Genomic DNA, 17,655 nt, shown 5'->3' on the forward strand with positions numbered 1-17,655 from the left:
GGGAACCACCTTAACGATTCCCAATGGGGTTGGAATGCTTCAGTATTTTCGTAAGCAATAATTTGCGGTGTGGAGTAGAATCCTCTTTGTAGGTTATTGTTATTACATAGCCACATTTCTTCAAAGGAACGAGGGTAAGATGGTGTATAAGGATAGTAATAGGGGATAATTGATATGGTTCTAAGAAGTGGGTTGAAATGATACATTGGACATGGACTTAATGTTGAAGATAGATGATAATACAATACTGTCCCTCCTTATTCACTTTCGTTTCTTGATACTATATTCGTTTTACGTAGTTATGAGGGTTGTCTATAACTAAATTAGGCTATTGCTAAATAGCAACTCTATTATTTATGTTTGATTTGGTAGGATTTTAGAAAGGTAAAAATCCTCCTTCCGGTGAATGATTAGAAGGAGGAAATCAATAAAATGATGATTAGATCAAAAAGTTAGATGGAGCCCCATACATTTTTTGCTAGTTCAATGATGTGTTTTATTTTATTCCATTGTTCGTCTTCGGTTAAAAGGTTTCCTTCTTCTGTGCTGGCAAATCCGCATTGAGGACTTAATGCCAAGTTTTCTAAAGGAATATATTGACTTGCTTCTTTAATTCTCGCTTTAATAGTTTCTGGGTCTTCCAGTTCCGGGTATTTAGATGTGATTAATCCTAGTACAACAGCTTGATCTGCACGTTTGAAGTTTTTTAATGGTTCGAAATCCCCTGAACGTTGATCATCATATTCCAGGAACAGACCATCCACTTTTAAATCAGCGAAAATCGCGTCAGAAATATGTTCATATCCACCACTTGTAATAAAGGTCGATCTGAAGTTCCCACGGCAGATATGCATTGTAATCAACAGATCCCCAGGCTTATCGGAAATGACCTCATTAATACAATTTACTCTTGTTTTGATGATATCTCGTACGTCCATACCCTGCTTTTCAACGACTGCTTCGATCCGATCTTCCGATATAAAATCAATCCAAGACGTATCATCAAATTGCAAGTAACGGCAGCCAGCATCATAGAAGGCCTGAATGGCCTTTTGGTAAGCAGCTACTGTATCATGATAAAACTGCTCACGGTTTCCTTGATAATAGTCATCGCCTTGAATTCTTGTAAATAGCATATTCGGGCTGGGAATGGAAAATTTCGCAACTTGACTGCCATCTCCAAACTTATCAACAGCTTGCTTTAAGAACTTGAAGTGTTCGATCATATAATGCTGATCAAATTCTATTTTTCCGACTACTTTAATGGCATTATTTCTTGTCTTTGCACCTTGGAAGTGGCTAACATATTCACTTTCAAAGAATTCGACTCCATTTAAACCAGCTAAAAAATCCAAGTGCCACCATGACCGTCTGAATTCGCCATCCGTAATGGATTTTAGGCCTGTTTCGATCTGTTTTTGTACGAGTTTCTCAATTTCTTGGTCCTCTACAGCCTTTAGAGCTTCTTCATCGATCGTCCCATTTGAAAAAGACTTTCTTGCTTCTTTAATCGCCTCTGTTCTAAGAAAACTGCCAACATGGTCCGCTTTGAATGGTGCTTTTATAAGTACTTTAGTCATGAATAATTTCCTTCTTTCTTTTAAAATGCAAAACCCTCTTCTTACAAATAAGAAGAGGGCGTATGTACATAACGGGTTCTCCTCTTATCTTCTAGCATTCGCTACTGGAATTGGCACAGTACAAATAGATGTCTGCTGCCGAGGCTTCAAAGGGCCAGTCCCTCCACCTCTCTAGATAAGAATAGTAGTAATATTTAATTAACAATAAAATTACACTTGTTTAGCAATTCTGTCAATAATTTCATCCTAACTTTTTAATTTCACACAGCAAATAGAATAATAGGGGATAACATCGGTCGTTTTATGGAGGACGAAGGGAAAATTTGACTTGTAGCGAATTAATCTATGTATAAGAAATTCATTTTGGAGGTATTTAATGAACCCTATATCAAATCAAATTGGAACCATTTTTATCCCTGTAAGTAATGTGAAGGAAGCACGTAATTGGTATTGTGACATATTAGGGTTACCAGCAAATGGTGAGATATTATATGGTCATTTATATATTATTCCTATGAATGGAACGGGAATGGTTTTAGATAGCAAAATTTATTCAGAGGAGAATATTTTCAAAACGCCGCCTTTTCATTTAAATACTAACAATATTGAACAAGCATATGAGTTTATGAGGGGTAAAAATGTCGAATTAACAACTGGTGTTGAGCATAACCATTGGTTTAAATTTAAAGATCCTGATGGAAATCATTTAATGGTGTGCAAGTGTTAACCGTGTTTTCGATAAGGAGTGCAACAGTTAAAGAACAGGGATTGCCTCGGCGATCCTTTTTTTGTTCGACGAACGGGGCAGGATAATAAAGGGGAATGGGCTATTGGTCAGGAAGAAATTCATAGTTTTGAAAATCATATAAATTTATTAAATGGTATTACCAGGACAATATCAAATAGATTAAGCGTTAATTGATGACAAAGTAGTTGGAATGATCGCCTAATTATTATCTTTGGTGCAAAGATTTGTGAAGAAATACACTTAATTTTTACGGGCGGTTTAGTCGGAGTAGGAATGAATATCATTAAGAAAAAAATTTACGGATGACTAAATAACTTGTCCCTTTCAATAAGAGAATTTTTTTCATTAACTATAGTGATAGATAAATTCTTTAATGTAATGGCACCTTTACTCTCAGGTCAATTTTTAGTTATAAAAATTAATTACGGAAAGGGGAGATTCTGTGATAGGCTATATAAAGTCACTAGAGTTTTGGATTACCATAGTAGTAATAGCTATCATGCTAAAAGTCATTGGATTAAGCGACCTAGCCAACTATATTCAAGTATTCTCAGTATTCCAATTCAGCTATATTATCCATAAACTGCATAAACACCACAAGTTATTAAAAAATTTAACTAAAGACGAATGAGGTGAATAAACAAATTTTATCAATAAAAAAGAGAGCGGCATGCCACTCACTTAATCACTTTGGCGATTAAAAATATCCCTCTTTTTCGCTCCCCTATTGCTATATACACTCATCTTTCTACCAGTTCTAACTTCTCACCATTGGGCCCTTGGAAAAAGGCAATTTTAACTGTATTATTTAAAATACTTCGAGGTTCTTCATCTACTAATTTGACACCTGCTTTTTTTAAACGCACGAGTTCATCTTCAATGTTTTCAACTGTAAAGGCCAAGTGGTTAACGATTCCTTCGTTTTCAACAGGGCCGCCATAGACAAGTTCAACCTCTACACTCGGGTGCTCTGGAAAAAATAAAAATGCAAGCTCAACAGTGTCAGTTAACCATTCTCTATTTCTTAATTCCAAACCGAGGATCTTTTGATAGAATTCTAAAGACTCGTCCATGTCATTAACCATAATCCCCACATGTTCCATTTTCACAATGCATTCCTCCAAACGGTAAATAGTATGAATCTTACTATTATATAATAGTCTAAATTTGACTGTTCCAATAGCGAAAATTCACTTTATATATGTAAAGGGTGCAAAATCTAAACTTCTTAAAGAAACATTGAATAAATCATAAGGAGGTATTGTAGTGAAACAACACAAATTCATAATAATTCCGTATAATCCTAAGTATGCAAAACAGACAGTGGGAATGTGGCGTGATAGTAAGGAACGGGCTATTGGTCAGAAAGAAATTCATAGCTTTGAAAATTATATAAATTTTTTAAATAATGTATTGCCAGGACAGTACCAAATCGATTTAGCGTTAATGGATGAAAAAGTAGTTGGAATGATCGCCTATAATGAAAGGGAGATAAGCCAACTATATATTCATAATGATTATCAAGGAATCGGTATAGGTCAAACATTACTTGATAAGGTAAAAGAACAATCATGTGGGAGATTAACATTATATACATTTGAAGTAAATGAAAACGCACAACGATTTTATGAAAAGAATGGATTTAAAATCATTGGTAGAGGACACGAAAATGAGGAAAATTTACCTGATATTCAATATGAATGGAAATCCAAAAAAATAAATTGAAACGGCAGCTCTTATTAAGCTAAAGGTGCAGGTTAAGTTATTAATTGTATGGCTGCGGTGCTGGAAAAGAACATTAGGGGGAAAGAAAATTAAATTATTTTTTGTTAATTTACTTATTTTATTAGGCAGTTTTTTTAATTAACAGGTGCTAGAGATGAAGATTAGCTGTCATTATGGCAGCATTCTCTTATTCGATTAACCTAAGTTTTTTTCGCTGTGTATTTTATTAAGTAATACCCTGCAGCCAGCTGAAACAAGACGAAAGGTTTCTTCAAAATCACCTGTATAAAATGGATCGGGGATATCTTTCCTGTATTTGGTCAGGTCGAGCAGCCTAATGATCTTTGGATGATTAGGCTTTTCGGTTATCCTATAAATATTTTTTATGTTGTTTTTGTCCATTCCGATAATATAGTCAAATTTCGAAAAGTCTTCTTTCTTTAGTCGGCGTCCAACAAGCCCAGCAGAAGAGATATTGTATTTCTTCAGAATATTAAGTGTTCCTTCGTGCGGAGGGAAGCCGATTTGCCATGAACTGGTTGCAGCAGAATCAACTGCAATTTTGTTTGTCAATTTTTCTTTTTTGACTAAGTGACGAAACAGAGCTTCAGCCATCGGTGAACGGCAAATATTCCCAAAGCATACAAATAAAACGTTGATCATGTACATATCCCCTTTTAATTTATCTCTTTTTTTTAATTGTCTTTTTTTGAGATGAATTATGTATTTTAAAATAGTGGATGGACTGGTGTTCACAGTGCAACCTTTTAATTCGTAATTACAAAGTATGTACAAAAAAGAAATATGGAACGGCGCGAGTGGTAATTTTTAGACTGGGAGTTAAATAAAATACCATATATGGACAGACTATTTTTTTGAGTCTGTTTTTTTATTTTTTTAGAAAAACAAATAACCCCACTCAAAAAATGAGTAGGGTGACTCGAAAACAGTAATTCATCCCATTGTAGAGATTGGGCTTTTGTATTTCGCTAAAGCCCTGACACCTTTAAGATTTAGTCATATTTTGTATGGAATAGATGTAAAGGAGGTTTTTAAATGGACGGTGTAGGAGCTGGTGGAGGTTTCGCATTAGTCGTTGTATTGTTTATCCTTCTTATTATTATAGGAGCGTCCTTTATGGGCGGAGGATTCGGCGGCTTTTATTAATGAAATAATAATCATTTAAAGGAGTGAAAAATTTATGTTCGGATATGGAGGATTCGGCGGCTGTGGCTGTGGCGGCTTCGGTTACGGTGGCGGCTTTGGTTATGGCGGAGGTTTTGCCTTAATCGTTGTCTTGTTCATTTTATTAATTATCATTGGAGCAACTATCTTTTATTAAAAAGAAGCAACCAACATAATTTTATTCACATTAAAAGCCCTTGGTTCTTTGGGCTTTTTTATCTGGCTTTAGATAGATTTGGAGGATTTAAACAAAATAAAACGAATTATCTAAATAATCATTCAAGGGAGAGTAGGGATTAATATCTTATTCAAAAGTGATGGTTTAAAGGTCCGTAAATTAGAGGAAAAGGATAAATATTTGTTAGCAAAATGGCTTTCAGATCCATCAGTTCTTGAATTTTATGAAGGGAGAAACAATCCTTTTAATATATACCGGGTTAATGCAAAGTTTTATAACCGAAGGGATGGTGTTACTGGCTGTATTGTTGAATACGAGGGAATCGAAATAGGTTACATACAATATTATCAATTAGATGATGAGGTAAAAAAAGAATATGGTTATACTGACGGGAAAATTTTCGGCACGGACCAATTTATTGGTGAAGGAGAGTTCAGGAATAAAGGCATTGGAACATTAATTGTTACATCTATGGTTAAATTCTTAATTAATTATTATAAAGCTGACAGAGTGGTTATGGACCCTCAAACAAGAAATACGAGGGACATAAAATGCTATGAGAAATGTGGTTTTAAAAAAGTTAAAATACTCCCGAATCATGAACTCCACGAAGGGGAATATCAGGATTGTTGGATGATTGAATATCATAAATGAATTATTTATTAATCAACGGTTGAATATGTTAAAGATCGAGCTGCAATTGAAGGCAGCTATTTTTTTGTGCTTCAAAGCAAGATAGCGTAACATATTGTTACACTACAATAAATGATAGATATTTTATTTGGAAGGATACCCACCTATGGAGATTCTTGTTTTTTTGAAAGGTTTAGTTATTGGTTTTTCTATTGCTGCACCTGTAGGACCTATTGGTGTCCTAGTTATTAAAAGAACATTAAGTCAGGGGAGAATATATGGGATTGTGTCAGGGGTTGGGGCAGCAAGTGCCGATGCCGTTTATGGGCTTATTGCAGGGCTTGGCTTAACCTTTATTACAAAATTTTTTATAGGATACCAGTTTTGGTTTCATTTAGCAGGGGGAATATTCCTATGTTATTTAGGAATAAAAATTGCAATATCTAAGGCATCAGAAAACCCTGCACGAGTACAAGGTCAGCATTTATTTGGGGATTATTTTTCAGTTTTTCTCCTTACTTTGACAAACCCTATGACGATATTATCTTTTGTTGGCATCTTTTCAGGATTGGGGCTCACTCAAGCTAACGAAGGATCAGTGGTCACTTTGGTTTTGGGTGTATTTATTGGTTCAGGAATTTGGTGGCTTATACTCTGTTTTATTGTAGGGCTTTTCAAGGAAGCTCTTAAAAAACAAACTTTAATATGGATTAACCGATTATCGGGTATTATCATTTTTTTATTTGGATTATACTCGTTTTGGGGTTTATTACGCTAAGCGGGAGTTGAAGATGAAAAGAACACCATTCCAAATGCAATAAAAATTTCATTTAGGCAACATAGGATTTGCTCAATGTTCAAAGATAAAAGAGGTCCGCAAAGGATATATACTTCTATGCTGATGAAGGAATTAAAATTAAGATTAAAAACGGTTGGTTTGAAGAACCGCCACAAATGGAGGATCGGGTTCAAATCATTAATAATAATTAATAAATTTTATTTTAAAACGAATAATAAGACTAGTGTTATTTTTTTAACACTAAGCTTCAATGTGGGGGGATATATTTTGAAAAAACTTATTCGCTTATTGTCAGATTTAATTACCTTATTTATTAAGGCAGCATTCTTAATGAACAACTTTAACGATAGATTGAATGATTTAATAGACTCTTTGCTTTTAAAAAAGTCTTCAATATTAAGAATGCAACCTGTCGCATAAGCATTAAGTATCCCGAAGTATTATATTTAATTCCACATTGTTACTAAAAAGGCGAGCACATTATGTGTTTGCCTTTTTAGCTCTGTTAAATATAGTGAAGGTTTTCATTTAAATTATCCGGATGTTACTTCAATAAAGAGGGGGCGCTTTTTCTCATTCAAGTAACGAGACGGTTTTGTAGAGAAGACTAGCATAACCTCTGCTCAGAAATAGAGTCAGAATAGTTGCATATAATTTAATAAAACAGATATTTAACTTTATTAAAAAGTGAAAGGTACAGAGAAAGCGTTTTCTTTGATAAATTTTTATAGTGGATTTATAATTACATTTAATTCAGAATATTTTAATTAAATGATGGAGGTTACACTATGGAAAGACTATCAGGAAAAGTTGCAATAATTACAGGTGGAGCAGGCGGCATCGGTAAAGTAACAGCGAAACGTTTCTTGGAAGAAGGAGCAAAAGTAGTTTTAGTTGATTTATTCCAGGAATCTCTGGACAAAACAAAAGAAGAATTAGATCCATATGGCGAAGTAATAGTCGTTCGAGCTGACGTATCAAAAGAAGAAGATGTTCAAAATTATGTACAGAAAACGGTTGACCATTTTGGGAAAATTGATGTGTTCTTTAACAATGCTGGAATTGAAGGAAAAGTAGCCCCGATTACAGAACAAAAAGTAGAAGACTTTGATAAAGTCCTTTCAGTTAATGTTCGTGGAGTATTCTTGGGCTTGAAACATGTTTTAGCTGTAATGAAGAAACAAGGACATGGTAGTGTTATAAACACTTCTTCCGTTGCTGGATTGCATGGTAGTCCAAACGTAACACCTTATATTACTTCTAAACATGCCGTAGTAGGCTTAACAAAAGCATGTGCAGTAGAGGTAGCTCCTTATCAAGTTCGTGTAAATTCCATTCATCCGTCACCTGTAAATACCAGAATGATGCGTTCCTTGGAAGAAGGCTTTGCACCTGGAAATCCTGAAGCAGTAAAAGCAGATTTAGCAAAAGCCATTCCGTTAGGTCGCTATGGAGAATCAGAAGACATTTCAAATCTGGTAGTATTCCTTGCTTCTGACGAAAGTGCCTTTATCACAGGAGTTCAGTATAGAGTTGACGGCGGTATGGGAGCGTTATAAGTTTATACTTAACATAAACTGTGATGGCAGCGAAACTTAAGAGGATTTTTTCTGAATAAAATAATATAAATAAACCCATGAGTCATATTTTAGCTATTACATAAGGGCGCGGTTCTTTAATAAAAGAAGGCGTCTTTTTGTCATGAGTCATTTTCAAAACAAACACATTTATGGGATTGAATTATGTTAGATTGTAAAAGAGATGGTGAAGATATCCACTTAAATTATAGGATCTTTTTAGCTAGAGTTAAATTTAAGGCAAAATCCTTCCAATACATTGCGTAGTTGATTCTATAATGGTGATAATAGATTAATCTTCCCTTTGTTAATACTAGAACTTGAATACAGAATACAGTATATTGCAAAATAACAGGAACATAGGAGGTATGAAATTTGAAGATCCAAAGAATAGATCATGTGGGTGTAATCGTAAATGATCTCTCTGCTGCTAAAGAGTTTTTTTTCGATTTTGGACTTGAAGTGAAAGGCGAATGGGAAATGGAAGGAGAGTTGATGGGGTATGCAGCTGGGCTTAATGACGTTAAAGTAGCGTGTGTAGGATTGGGAACGCCTGACGGTCAGACATGGTTAGAGCTAATCAAATTTTATACTCCGTCAGATGAAAATGGTATTCAGCAAACCTTTGCAAATACACTCGGTATCCGACATATTGCATTTACTGTTGAAGATATTGAAGCTGTTGTTGCCAAATTGAAAAAGAAGGGTACGGAAATCTTTAGTAAGATACAGCAATATGAAGAAAGTTATAAATTATGCTACGTTCGTGGTCCAGAGGGAATTATTTTGGAGTTGGCTGAGGAAATCAAATAAGTAATGTTAATTAAAATGAAAGTACGACTCTTCGTTACTTTCTATTTTTTTAGTTTGTAAACTGAATAAAAGGAAATTAAAGGACTGATTCAATTAATGGATATTAGAAAACCGAATGATTTTGAACTAAAAAAGGTATTATTTCTTTCGCCACAAGCTGTTTTTGATGGCACATTAGGTGAAGTAGAACCTACGAAAGAAAAAATTGACCAACTAGTTAAACCACTTTTGGAAAAGGGAAGCTATTATTTAATAGCAACAGAAAACGATCAATTAATGGGATGGATTCTTATTGGGGCTAGCAAAGACCAATTTACTGATAGGATGAATGGATTTATTTACGAACTATTTGTTTTAGAAGAATTTAGAGGGAATGGGATTTCCAAACTGTTAATGAGAGCAGGAATTGACCAATTAAAACAAGGTGGATATTCAGAAATCCGTCTAAGTGCATTTGCAGGGAATCATGCAATTAAATTATATGAAAAATTGGGATTCAGCATTAGGACAATTACTATGAGTTTGCAGTTATAAGAAACTAACTTAATTCATTAACGGGTGCTCTTCTTAAGGAAAATGACCGCTGCGGCGGTCATTTTTTTATGTTGAACCAACTGAAAAGGTTAACTTATTGGCACTTAAATAAATGTAAAGTAATACCCAGGATAGTTTTATAATTGTAATACTGCTTTTTTTATAACTTCGTAGTTCTTATGATTGATAACGGTTACATTATTTTCATAAAAAATATCCGTAGGATTTATATGTATTTTAATCATTACGGAGTTTTCATATACCTTTTCCACAATCCCGATAATTCCTTTTTTAGATCGGATCTGATCATTTATCTCTGCAAAATTCACGTTGTCTCACCCTTTTTAACTATAATTTACAGAAAATTCCCTTAAATTGCAACCCTTTATTGTAATGAAGAGTAAAAATACGGTGAAAAACAACGTAGGATTGTAAAATCTTGCATTTTTTTATCTTTGCTGAAAATAATAAGTTTGAGGTGATAAAATGGCAACGGCTAAAGTCGGGGACAATATTTTATTTAAGCGTGAAGGGAAAAGCCATGAAGGAATGGTTACTGGTGTTAGAGAAAATTCTGTTATTGTTAAGTACGGATACAATAAAGAAAAGGACGAACCACTTACAACCATAGTCAATCATAAAAATTATAAAATTAATAAGGCAGCTTTGTGAGAAAATATACGTTGAATAGGGCAACAAAAAGGACTGTTTTCGGCAGTCCTTTTTTTTAATAGATTGGGCCAGCGATTTTGAAACGACTGTTGAGGAAGACTTAAGTCCTTTTAAGAATTACCAGAACTATAGACAACCAAGAGTAGAAGGTGTATGGGAAAAGAAAATTATTTTTGCTGGTACAGAGACGAATTCACAATGTAGTGGCCATCTTGAAGGGGCACTTCAGTCAGCTGAACAGACAGTTTTTAAAATCATAAATTTAAATAACCAGCCTTTATGAAACGTTTATGTGGGGCAAAAAGTTGAAGAAAAGCGGCATTCTTGGCTGCTTTTTTTATTGGATTAACGTGAGTTTAATGGAATAAGAATAACAAAAACCATCCTATATTGAATGGTTTTTATCTTTATCTTGATATGATGATGTACTTGAGTGTGTTAATACGCGGTCTAATACTTTTTCAGCAACCGGCATAAAGAAATTCAGTATTAGCCCCCCTAAACAAACGGTTAATAAAGTCCCAACGCCAATGGGTCCATTTAAAATCAATGCCAAGATCATGAATACAAGGTAAATCAATGTTCTTGAAAAAAATAGAGTGGTTCTAGTTAATTCTTGTATGATTAATGTTAAGCGGTCAATTGGAATCGGTGCAAAGTTTGTGTGCAAATAGGTTGCGGTTCCAACCCCTATAACAACTAAGCCGATACCAAAATAAACAACTTTGCTGTACCATAGTTCAGGTGTTATCAAATTGGTCAATAAAAACAGCCACATATCAATACCAATACCCGTTATAAAGGCTGTTAACAACCCCAAAACTTCAGGTTTTTGTCTCTTTAATAATGAATTAAACCCGACCAATATAAAAGCTAAGATGATTTCCCAACTCCCCACCGTAAGCCCCAAATTTTGGGACAGACCTACCAAAAGCGCATCAAAGGGTGAAGTTCCAAGGTCTGATTGTATTGTGAATGAAATACCAAGAGTTAATATGAAAATTCCTACTACATAAATAACATATTTCACTTTATTGGACTCCTTTAACATTATTTTTTGTTGCAAATGCAACAAAGATAGATTAAATTTAACATATACTATTATTATTGCAATTGCAACAATAATCTGTGCTAGGTAGGTAGAAAATTCTAACCGAGAAAGGAAAAAGGTTTATCTTTTGTAAATTGAAAAAATGATTTATATAACTATTTTGAAAGGTGGATTAAGATGTATATTCCTAAATATTATAAGGTCAAAGATGTTGAGGAAATTTGGGATTTTGTTCAAAAAAACTCTTTTGGCACGGTAGTTACAACATTACAAGGGAAACCAATTGCCACTCATTTACCTTTGAGATTAACTCAGAAAGGTGATGATTACTTTCTTACTGGGCATATGGCTTATGGAAATCCTCAGTGGAGAACATTTGAAGCCTGTGAAGATGTGCTGATCATGTTTCAGGGACCACACGCTTACATTTCTTCTTCTTGGTATGGGCATGAAGAGGTTCCAACATGGAATTATCAAGCCGTCCATGTATATGGTCAAGCAATCATTTTAGAAAAAGACGAATTAATCGAAGAATTAACAATTATGCTGGAAAAATATGAAGAAAATCGTGAAAATCCGGTTTTATGGGATAAACTTTCAAAACAGCTCATAGAAAGTGAACTGAAAGGGATAGTTGGATTTAAGATTAAGGTGGGAGAAATTCAGGCTGCCTATAAATTAAGTCAAAACCGAAATGAAACGGATTATAATAACATTATTAATAAATTACGAAATGAAGGAAATCCAAATTCAAAACAAATGGCAGAATTGATGGAAAAGAGATTAAAGATGGAATAATAGAAGAATGGAATCGGCTGTCATCTTGGAATCATCTTTTAAGTATGTAAAGGATGTACTTTTGTTAGCCTTTTAAAAGTCATAAAGGCAATGCATCTGTACTGTTATGATGAAGGAATAAAAACTGGATAAGTGGAATAAACCATAGTAATCTTGTTTTTTTTGTATTCTCAAAATAAATGATTGGAGTATTTCTATTGAGAGTAGTTTTTTTCGTTATATGCCCGACAGTCGAAAATGAAGGTGATTTTATGCCATCACTTTTAACTTTGAAGGATTACACTATACAGTGAGGAGATTGGTTTTATGCAAGTTATAGCCAAAATGTTTTTAGAACAACTCGACATGCATTGCTATGAGAATGAGTGGTTTGCATCCATAAATCAGGCGCTTCATGGAGTCGTCGCAGCTGAGGCAGCATGGACAAGTTCGGGAAACAGCAATTCGATTTGGCAGATTGTCAACCACTTGATATTTTGGAATGAAGACGTAATCCATCGAATTAAGGGCACAGAGAATCCGCATAAGGCAGAAGACAATGAAGAAACCTTTGGAAATCCGGGGAATCCAGAAGACGAAATTGGGTGGGCCCAGACAGTGCAGCGCCTTAATGAAGTCATGAATAAATTAAAAACGGTCATTGCAGACCTTGAAGATGAAAAGTTAAAAGCTCCGTATGCAGCTAACAGGTACTCTATTGAGCGTTTACTCAGTAATATCATGATGCACGATACGTATCATCTCGGCCAAATTGTTCTGTTGCGAAAGTTGCAATCCTCTTGGGGTGGCGTTGATTGGTCCTAAACCACCATAATTCAGTGACATTCCTCGCCAAGCCGTAGAAGCAGTATTGACAGTGTAGCCCTTTTCATTCTCTATGGTGAAGCGGGTGATTTTCGTAGTATTTGCAGAGCGATCTTTCGCATATTTCATTGTTCAACAGTCGGGCGCTTTTCTAAAAAAGAAGGCGTCTTTTTGCATGTACAATACATTTAGGGATTGAGTTTAATGAGGTGTAAAAAAAAGATTGTGAAATCCTGTACTTAAAGTAAATGGTGCGATGCTTCAATAACTAAAGATCGCTTTTTGCTTATTGAAGGAACGCGGCAGTTTAGTGTTGGAAGGAGCAGGAGCTTTTGCTTTTTGTTTAATGCGTATTTTTGTCTCAAATTGCGAAAAAAAAGAACTGTACTATGATGACAGTTCAATTAGTAAGTATTTTATTTTTTAAGAGGGGAAATGACATTGTTATAAAAAAATCTTTCCCATTTAGCCAATAAACCGTTTCCATTTTCACCAAGCTGTATTTTCATTTCGTGGTTCATATGAAATTCTGCTATTCGTTTATTATGTTCTTTATGCATTTGATGGAGAGCAACTTGTTTCATTTTTATTCTCCTCTCGTTAATACCTTAATTATATAGTTCTGGTTAAAAACTACAAAGTAAATTTAGCCACAAAAATTGACATAAAGATGTTAAACAGATGAAGAAAATACGATATTTTAAATTGAACCTGTAAGATGAAGAACAACAATATGGCAAAGGAAGGACTTGCCGTTTAACATTGTGTTAGAATAATAGTATTTACTTGGAAGGTTCACCAAGGGTGGACTTTCCTGTTTTTTTAGTTAATAGCTAAGTATGTTCATGCTTTCCGAAGTTTTAGTCATCAGCGTTCCGAATTTAATTAGTAGTATGCCCTGATTTATTGATAAGTTTAGTGGACCCTATTTTTTTGTCCAGTTAAGTGTAGCTCATACAACGCATATATAATAAAATGTCATCAATTTGCTAGTACACCTTGATATTCTTCCTTACTTTCAAGAACACTTTTTGCGTAAGGACAAACAGGAACAATATATAAGTTTTCATCTCTTGCATATTCAGCTATCTTGTTTACTAATTCTTTGCCTAATCCACGACCATTATGTCCCTCGTATACAACTGTATGGCTTACAATAATTAAATTTCTTCCATTTACATCTTTTCCGCTTGGGATAAATTGAATTTTTGCAATAATTTCATTAGATTCCTCAATATAGAATTCATTCTTGCCCATTTTAATTTCAGTCATTTCCTCATTCTCCTAACTTTTTTACTTCTGTTTATTTTTGCTCATAAGTAAGTGCTCTGCTTGGACATCGATCAATCACTTCCATGATTTTTTCAGCTGTTGCATTCTCTGGTGATATCCAAGGTCTTTTCTGGGTATTGAATACACTTGGCAAACCCTTTACACATTCTGCTGCATGTTCGCAAATATTGGGTTCCCAATATACTTTGATACCTTCTGCTTCATAAGTTTTAATATTTTCGCTCATAATATCCTCCTAACAAACGAGCCACTTGGGGCAACATGATAAATTTTTGAAAAACAATATTAATTTAATAGTACTTTATGTTATGAGGAATCTCCAATTTGAGACTTGGTTTTTAAAAATAAAATAATGTAGATGTAGTGAAGTTATTATAATTTGGATTTTATTCCACAGAAAGATAAACAGTAAAGGGCAGGATTCTTGTAATAGGTGAAAATAAGTTTGAGAGATTCCTTAACATTTTAATATAATGAAGTGTGATTTGTTAAACTTTTATAGTAGTTGTTTTTCCATCTAATTAAAACATCATAAATGATACATAGTGTTCCTCTAAATATTTTGATATCCTATGGTAGAATCACTTTTAAGGGGGGATAAAAATGCTTCAGGTACTGAAAAAATCAATTAATTTGGTTATTGTAATACACGAAATCTATGGCATTAATCAACATATAAAGAATTTTTGTGAGCTATTATCCAAACAGGATTTTGATGTGATCTGTCCGAACTTATTAGACCGAGAACGGCCATTTGAATATTCTGAAGAGGAGAATGCCTATCTCAATTTTATGGAGAATGTAGGGTTCTCTGATGCTGAACATAAATTAAAGAATTTATTATTAGGTGTAAAAAATAAATATCAAAAAATATATATTATTGGATTTAGTGTTGGGGCAACTGTTGCTTGGTTGTGTAGTGAGGAAGAGTGCCTTGATGGGGTTGTGGGATACTATGGTTCAAGAATTAGGAATTTCACGCAAATAGTACCACTATGTCCTACAATTTTATTCTTTCCTCAAGAGGAACACTCCTTTAGTGTGGATGAGTTAATATCAAATTTAGATAAAAAGAATAATATAGAGATATATAAATGTTTTGGAGAACACGGATTTAGTGACCCATACTCTACAAAATTTAATGAAAAATCATCCCAATTCGCTTTCAATAAAATGCTAAACTTCATAAAGAAAAATTGATTAATAAACATGGTTTTTATTCATCTAACGGGGTACTCGAGTTTAATAAAGGTCTGCTAAACATAAAATTTTCAAAAAAATAGTTTGTTAACTTTCGAGATTATATGATATATTTATAAAAAAATTTAATAAATACTTTAAATAAGTGCTCACATATGTGAGGTAATAGGGAAACTAGTGAAAATCTAGTACAGCCCCCGCTACTGTAAGAGCTGATGAAATTGCTATACCACTGAGAAATCGGGAAGGTGCAAGAGTAAACTGAAGCTTAAGTCAGGAAACCTGCTTATTTAAACGACACTTGCTTTTCGGAGGGAGAAGTATAGGCGAGACAATTATACCTATTGTTTTTGTGTTTCAGTATGCTTTTTTATACTGCCATTTCACATGCCTGTATTCCTTTTAAAAGGAGTGCAGGCATTTTTTATTTGGAGGTAAGCCTATGAAAAAGGGAAAAATTTTTGTTGTTGGCTTCGGTCCTGGTGATCGTGAGCATATTACTAATCGAGCTGTAGCTGCCTTGCAGCAAAGTGATTGTATTATTGGCTATAAAACATACGTGGAGCTAATTGAGCATTTCGTATCAGCAAAATCTATTATCAGTACGGGTATGACAGAAGAAGTGACACGTGCACAGGATGCAGTAAAGAAAGCGGAAGCAGGACAGATTGTCTCAGTGATTTCCAGCGGAGATTCAGGCGTATATGGCATGGCTGGATTAGTCTATGAAGTGCTGATTGAAAAGGGCTGGACTGAAAAAGATGGAATTGCGGTTGAAATTGTTCCAGGTATTTCAGCCATTAATTCTTGTGCGAGTTTATTGGGGGCGCCAGTCATGCATGATTCCTGCACGATCAGCTTAAGTGATCATTTGACGCCTTGGACTGTAATAGAAAAGCGCATTGAAGCAGCTGCGATGGCGGATTTCGTTATAGCTTTATATAATCCGAAAAGCGGTCGGCGGACACGCCAAATTGTAGAGGCACAAAATATTCTATTAAAATATCGTTCTCCTGAAACACCAGTGGGGCTTGTGAAAAGTGCTTATCGTGAAAATCAAAATGTAGTGCTGACAACACTGGCTGAAATGCTTGAACATGATATCGGAATGTTGACAACGGTTATTATAGGGAACTCTTCTACTTTCTTTTATGACAATAAAATCATTACCCCTAGAGGGTATCAGCGTAAATATACGTTAGGTGAAGAGAAGCAAAGCTTAAAACCGCATCAGCGTTTGAAAAAGGAAGCCGAGCCATGGGCATTAAATCAAGAAACAGGGAAAGCAAAAGCTGGTTATGAGCAAATTGTAAAAAAAAAACCTGAAGTTAGTTCATTAGATATGGCTTTAAAGGCTTTATTTATGGTGACTAAAACTGAAATAGTAAATCCATTGTTAGTACAGCAGACAGTCGAAGATATATTCGAATTAGCTGTTTCACCTGGTGTAGCCAATAAATTTATTACGCCAAAGCAAATGCGCGTATTGGCAGAAACCATTGGCGAGACAGGCACCATGGAATATACACCAGACCATCGTTTTTTATTAAAGATTCCAACAAATCAGCCTGAAGCGATTGTTGAAAAACTTGAACAAAATGATTTAATTGTCATGCCTGTGGGCGATGTATTAAATTTAAAAGCTTGTGATTTTTGCTACGGTGAAAAAGCAGAATCGATTCCATATGCGGAAGAAATAGCAACAAAATTAGGTGGCTTAAAGCTTCCAAAAGAATTACATATTGGTTTCAACGGCTGCGGTATGGCCTGTTATCGGGCAGTCTTCGATGATATCGGGATCGTTTACCGCAAGAAAAAATTTGATTTATTTATTGGTGCAAAGCCGGTTGGCCGTACGGCCCATGCTGCACAGCCAGTAGCAGAAGGAATTGAACCAGATGAGCTGCTGCCGTTATTAACAAAAATGATAGAAGAGTACAAACTAAATGCCCATCCCAATGAGCGCCTTTTTAAATATTTTAAACGGGTAAAACGAATTCAGGATTTTAACTACCAGGATATGAGCTCCAAAATTAAAGTCGAGCCGGCACCATGTGGAGATTAG

General features: G+C 34.6%; 23 protein-coding genes, 1 pseudogene and 2 riboswitches. Of the genes and pseudogenes, 16 read left to right on the top strand and 8 right to left on the bottom strand.

What is annotated here, in order from left to right; all coding sequences use genetic code 11:
* Positions 1-452: 452 nt before the first annotated feature.
* A complete protein-coding gene (locus PH210_RS04880) occupies positions 453-1,580 on the bottom strand; it encodes a 5-methyltetrahydropteroyltriglutamate--homocysteine S-methyltransferase (protein WP_289983485.1) in 1,128 nt (375 codons plus the stop codon).
* 81 nt (positions 1,581-1,661) lie between these two features.
* Positions 1,662-1,762: riboswitch (SAM riboswitch) on the bottom strand.
* A gap of 194 nt (positions 1,763-1,956) precedes the next feature.
* On the opposite strand from PH210_RS04880, the gene PH210_RS04885 reads away from it, so the two are divergent.
* Positions 1,957-2,307 carry a VOC family protein gene (locus PH210_RS04885; RefSeq protein ID WP_289983486.1) on the top strand — a complete coding sequence of 117 codons (351 nt, stop codon included), beginning with the start codon at positions 1,957-1,959 and terminating at the stop codon, positions 2,305-2,307.
* Between the two features lie 761 nt (positions 2,308-3,068).
* Here the strand turns inward: PH210_RS04885 and PH210_RS04890 are convergent.
* Positions 3,069-3,431, bottom strand: coding sequence for a VOC family protein (locus PH210_RS04890; RefSeq protein WP_289983781.1), 363 nt, complete (start codon positions 3,429-3,431; stop codon positions 3,069-3,071).
* Positions 3,432-3,594: 163 nt separating this feature from the next.
* Here PH210_RS04890 and PH210_RS04895 point away from each other — a divergent pair, with 163 nt between their 5' ends.
* Positions 3,595-4,053 carry a GNAT family N-acetyltransferase gene (locus tag PH210_RS04895; protein ID WP_289983487.1) on the top strand — a complete coding sequence of 153 codons (459 nt, stop codon included), beginning with the start codon at positions 3,595-3,597 and terminating at the stop codon, positions 4,051-4,053.
* A gap of 195 nt (positions 4,054-4,248) precedes the next feature.
* Here PH210_RS04895 and PH210_RS04900 read toward each other — a convergent pair whose 3' ends face one another.
* Entirely contained in the window at positions 4,249-4,716 is a 468-nt protein-coding gene (locus PH210_RS04900) for a low molecular weight protein-tyrosine-phosphatase (protein ID WP_289983488.1), read from the bottom strand.
* A 393-nt stretch (positions 4,717-5,109) separates the two neighbouring features.
* Here PH210_RS04900 and PH210_RS04905 point away from each other — a divergent pair, with 393 nt between their 5' ends.
* The 9 genes and pseudogenes from PH210_RS04905 to PH210_RS04945 all read left to right on the top strand — a co-directional run bounded on the left by PH210_RS04905 (position 5,110) and on the right by PH210_RS04945 (position 9,772).
* A complete protein-coding gene (locus PH210_RS04905) occupies positions 5,110-5,220 on the top strand; it encodes a YjcZ family sporulation protein (protein WP_289983490.1) in 111 nt (36 codons plus the stop codon).
* Positions 5,221-5,254: 34 nt separating this feature from the next.
* Complete coding sequence (locus PH210_RS04910) at positions 5,255-5,395, top strand: YjcZ family sporulation protein (protein ID WP_223587558.1); 141 nt, start codon at positions 5,255-5,257, stop codon at positions 5,393-5,395.
* A gap of 144 nt (positions 5,396-5,539) precedes the next feature.
* Positions 5,540-6,070, top strand: a complete 531-nt coding sequence (locus tag PH210_RS04915) for a GNAT family N-acetyltransferase (protein ID WP_289983784.1) — start codon at positions 5,540-5,542, stop codon at positions 6,068-6,070.
* 145 nt (positions 6,071-6,215) lie between these two features.
* Positions 6,216-6,827, top strand: a complete 612-nt coding sequence (locus PH210_RS04920; RefSeq protein WP_289983492.1) for a LysE family translocator — start codon at positions 6,216-6,218, stop codon at positions 6,825-6,827.
* Between the two features lie 104 nt (positions 6,828-6,931).
* Positions 6,932-7,039 (top strand): annotated as a pseudogene (locus PH210_RS04925) (DUF3231 family protein); the annotation flags it as partial.
* Positions 7,040-7,115: 76 nt separating this feature from the next.
* Positions 7,116-7,268, top strand: coding sequence for a hypothetical protein (locus PH210_RS04930; protein WP_289983495.1), 153 nt, complete (start codon positions 7,116-7,118; stop codon positions 7,266-7,268).
* A gap of 368 nt (positions 7,269-7,636) precedes the next feature.
* Complete coding sequence (locus PH210_RS04935) at positions 7,637-8,407, top strand: SDR family NAD(P)-dependent oxidoreductase (protein WP_289983497.1); 771 nt, start codon at positions 7,637-7,639, stop codon at positions 8,405-8,407.
* Positions 8,408-8,800: 393 nt separating this feature from the next.
* Positions 8,801-9,238 (top strand): VOC family protein, encoded by a 438-nt coding sequence (locus PH210_RS04940; protein ID WP_289983499.1) that lies wholly within the window; start codon positions 8,801-8,803, stop codon positions 9,236-9,238.
* A 96-nt stretch (positions 9,239-9,334) separates the two neighbouring features.
* Positions 9,335-9,772, top strand: a complete 438-nt coding sequence (locus PH210_RS04945) for a GNAT family N-acetyltransferase (RefSeq protein ID WP_289983501.1) — start codon at positions 9,335-9,337, stop codon at positions 9,770-9,772.
* A gap of 137 nt (positions 9,773-9,909) precedes the next feature.
* On the opposite strand, the gene PH210_RS04950 is transcribed toward PH210_RS04945, so the two are convergent.
* Positions 9,910-10,101, bottom strand: a complete 192-nt coding sequence (locus PH210_RS04950) for a DUF2187 family protein (protein ID WP_289983502.1) — start codon at positions 10,099-10,101, stop codon at positions 9,910-9,912.
* Between the two features lie 157 nt (positions 10,102-10,258).
* On the opposite strand from PH210_RS04950, the gene PH210_RS04955 reads away from it, so the two are divergent.
* Positions 10,259-10,444, top strand: coding sequence for a DUF2187 family protein (locus tag PH210_RS04955; RefSeq protein ID WP_289983504.1), 186 nt, complete (start codon positions 10,259-10,261; stop codon positions 10,442-10,444).
* Between the two features lie 385 nt (positions 10,445-10,829).
* On the opposite strand, the gene PH210_RS04965 is transcribed toward PH210_RS04955, so the two are convergent.
* Positions 10,830-11,474: a YczE/YyaS/YitT family protein gene (locus PH210_RS04965; protein ID WP_289983506.1), complete on the bottom strand. Its 645-nt coding sequence runs from the start codon at positions 11,472-11,474 to the stop codon at positions 10,830-10,832.
* 198 nt (positions 11,475-11,672) lie between these two features.
* Between PH210_RS04965 and PH210_RS04970 the strand changes: the two genes are divergently transcribed.
* Together PH210_RS04970 and PH210_RS04975 are read left to right on the top strand one after the other, a co-directional pair.
* A complete protein-coding gene (locus PH210_RS04970) occupies positions 11,673-12,293 on the top strand; it encodes an FMN-binding negative transcriptional regulator (protein ID WP_289983507.1) in 621 nt (206 codons plus the stop codon).
* Between the two features lie 306 nt (positions 12,294-12,599).
* The gene (locus tag PH210_RS04975; RefSeq protein ID WP_289983508.1) at positions 12,600-13,097 is read left to right on the top strand and encodes a DinB family protein; all 498 of its coding nucleotides are present in this window, start codon (positions 12,600-12,602) and stop codon (positions 13,095-13,097) included.
* A 416-nt stretch (positions 13,098-13,513) separates the two neighbouring features.
* On the opposite strand, the gene PH210_RS04980 is transcribed toward PH210_RS04975, so the two are convergent.
* The 3 genes from PH210_RS04980 to PH210_RS04990 form a co-directional block, all read right to left on the bottom strand.
* A complete protein-coding gene (locus PH210_RS04980; protein ID WP_289983509.1) occupies positions 13,514-13,681 on the bottom strand; it encodes a hypothetical protein in 168 nt (55 codons plus the stop codon).
* Positions 13,682-14,078: 397 nt separating this feature from the next.
* The gene (locus tag PH210_RS04985; RefSeq protein WP_289983510.1) at positions 14,079-14,369 is read right to left on the bottom strand and encodes a GNAT family N-acetyltransferase; all 291 of its coding nucleotides are present in this window, start codon (positions 14,367-14,369) and stop codon (positions 14,079-14,081) included.
* 31 nt (positions 14,370-14,400) lie between these two features.
* Complete coding sequence (locus tag PH210_RS04990; protein ID WP_289983512.1) at positions 14,401-14,616, bottom strand: (4Fe-4S)-binding protein; 216 nt, start codon at positions 14,614-14,616, stop codon at positions 14,401-14,403.
* 377 nt (positions 14,617-14,993) lie between these two features.
* On the opposite strand from PH210_RS04990, the gene PH210_RS04995 reads away from it, so the two are divergent.
* Both PH210_RS04995 and cobJ read left to right on the top strand, forming a co-directional pair.
* Positions 14,994-15,590, top strand: coding sequence for a dienelactone hydrolase family protein (locus PH210_RS04995; RefSeq protein ID WP_289983514.1), 597 nt, complete (start codon positions 14,994-14,996; stop codon positions 15,588-15,590).
* 126 nt (positions 15,591-15,716) lie between these two features.
* Positions 15,717-15,894, top strand: a riboswitch (cobalamin riboswitch).
* Between the two features lie 138 nt (positions 15,895-16,032).
* Entirely contained in the window at positions 16,033-17,655 is a 1,623-nt protein-coding gene (gene cobJ / locus PH210_RS05000; RefSeq protein WP_289983516.1) for a precorrin-3B C(17)-methyltransferase, read from the top strand.

Origin of the sequence: Paenibacillus sp. BSR1-1 (genome assembly GCF_030403775.1) — a bacterium.
Lineage (GTDB): Bacteria > Bacillota > Bacilli > Bacillales > Cytobacillaceae > Neobacillus.

Bases quoted from the DNA above. Each gene is read 5' to 3' on its own strand.
- PH210_RS04920 (WP_289983492.1), top strand. From the start codon at position 6,216: ATGGAGATTCTTGTTTTTTTGAAAGGTTTAGTTATTGGTTTTTCTATT.
- PH210_RS04980 (WP_289983509.1), bottom strand. From the start codon at position 13,681: ATGAAACAAGTTGCTCTCCATCAAATGCATAAAGAACATAATAAACGA.
- PH210_RS04885 (WP_289983486.1), top strand. From the start codon at position 1,957: ATGAACCCTATATCAAATCAAATTGGAACCATTTTTATCCCTGTAAGT.
- PH210_RS04970 (WP_289983507.1), top strand. From the start codon at position 11,673: ATGTATATTCCTAAATATTATAAGGTCAAAGATGTTGAGGAAATTTGG.
- PH210_RS04900 (WP_289983488.1), bottom strand. From the start codon at position 4,716: ATGATCAACGTTTTATTTGTATGCTTTGGGAATATTTGCCGTTCACCG.
- PH210_RS04910 (WP_223587558.1), top strand. From the start codon at position 5,255: ATGTTCGGATATGGAGGATTCGGCGGCTGTGGCTGTGGCGGCTTCGGT.
- PH210_RS04890 (WP_289983781.1), bottom strand. From the start codon at position 3,431: ATGGAACATGTGGGGATTATGGTTAATGACATGGACGAGTCTTTAGAA.
- PH210_RS04985 (WP_289983510.1), bottom strand. From the start codon at position 14,369: ATGACTGAAATTAAAATGGGCAAGAATGAATTCTATATTGAGGAATCT.
- PH210_RS04935 (WP_289983497.1), top strand. From the start codon at position 7,637: ATGGAAAGACTATCAGGAAAAGTTGCAATAATTACAGGTGGAGCAGGC.
- PH210_RS04880 (WP_289983485.1), bottom strand. From the start codon at position 1,580: ATGACTAAAGTACTTATAAAAGCACCATTCAAAGCGGACCATGTTGGC.
- PH210_RS04995 (WP_289983514.1), top strand. From the start codon at position 14,994: ATGCTTCAGGTACTGAAAAAATCAATTAATTTGGTTATTGTAATACAC.
- PH210_RS04905 (WP_289983490.1), top strand. From the start codon at position 5,110: ATGGACGGTGTAGGAGCTGGTGGAGGTTTCGCATTAGTCGTTGTATTG.
- PH210_RS04945 (WP_289983501.1), top strand. From the start codon at position 9,335: ATGGATATTAGAAAACCGAATGATTTTGAACTAAAAAAGGTATTATTT.
- cobJ (WP_289983516.1), top strand. From the start codon at position 16,033: ATGAAAAAGGGAAAAATTTTTGTTGTTGGCTTCGGTCCTGGTGATCGT.
- PH210_RS04975 (WP_289983508.1), top strand. From the start codon at position 12,600: ATGCAAGTTATAGCCAAAATGTTTTTAGAACAACTCGACATGCATTGC.
- PH210_RS04990 (WP_289983512.1), bottom strand. From the start codon at position 14,616: ATGAGCGAAAATATTAAAACTTATGAAGCAGAAGGTATCAAAGTATAT.
- PH210_RS04955 (WP_289983504.1), top strand. From the start codon at position 10,259: ATGGCAACGGCTAAAGTCGGGGACAATATTTTATTTAAGCGTGAAGGG.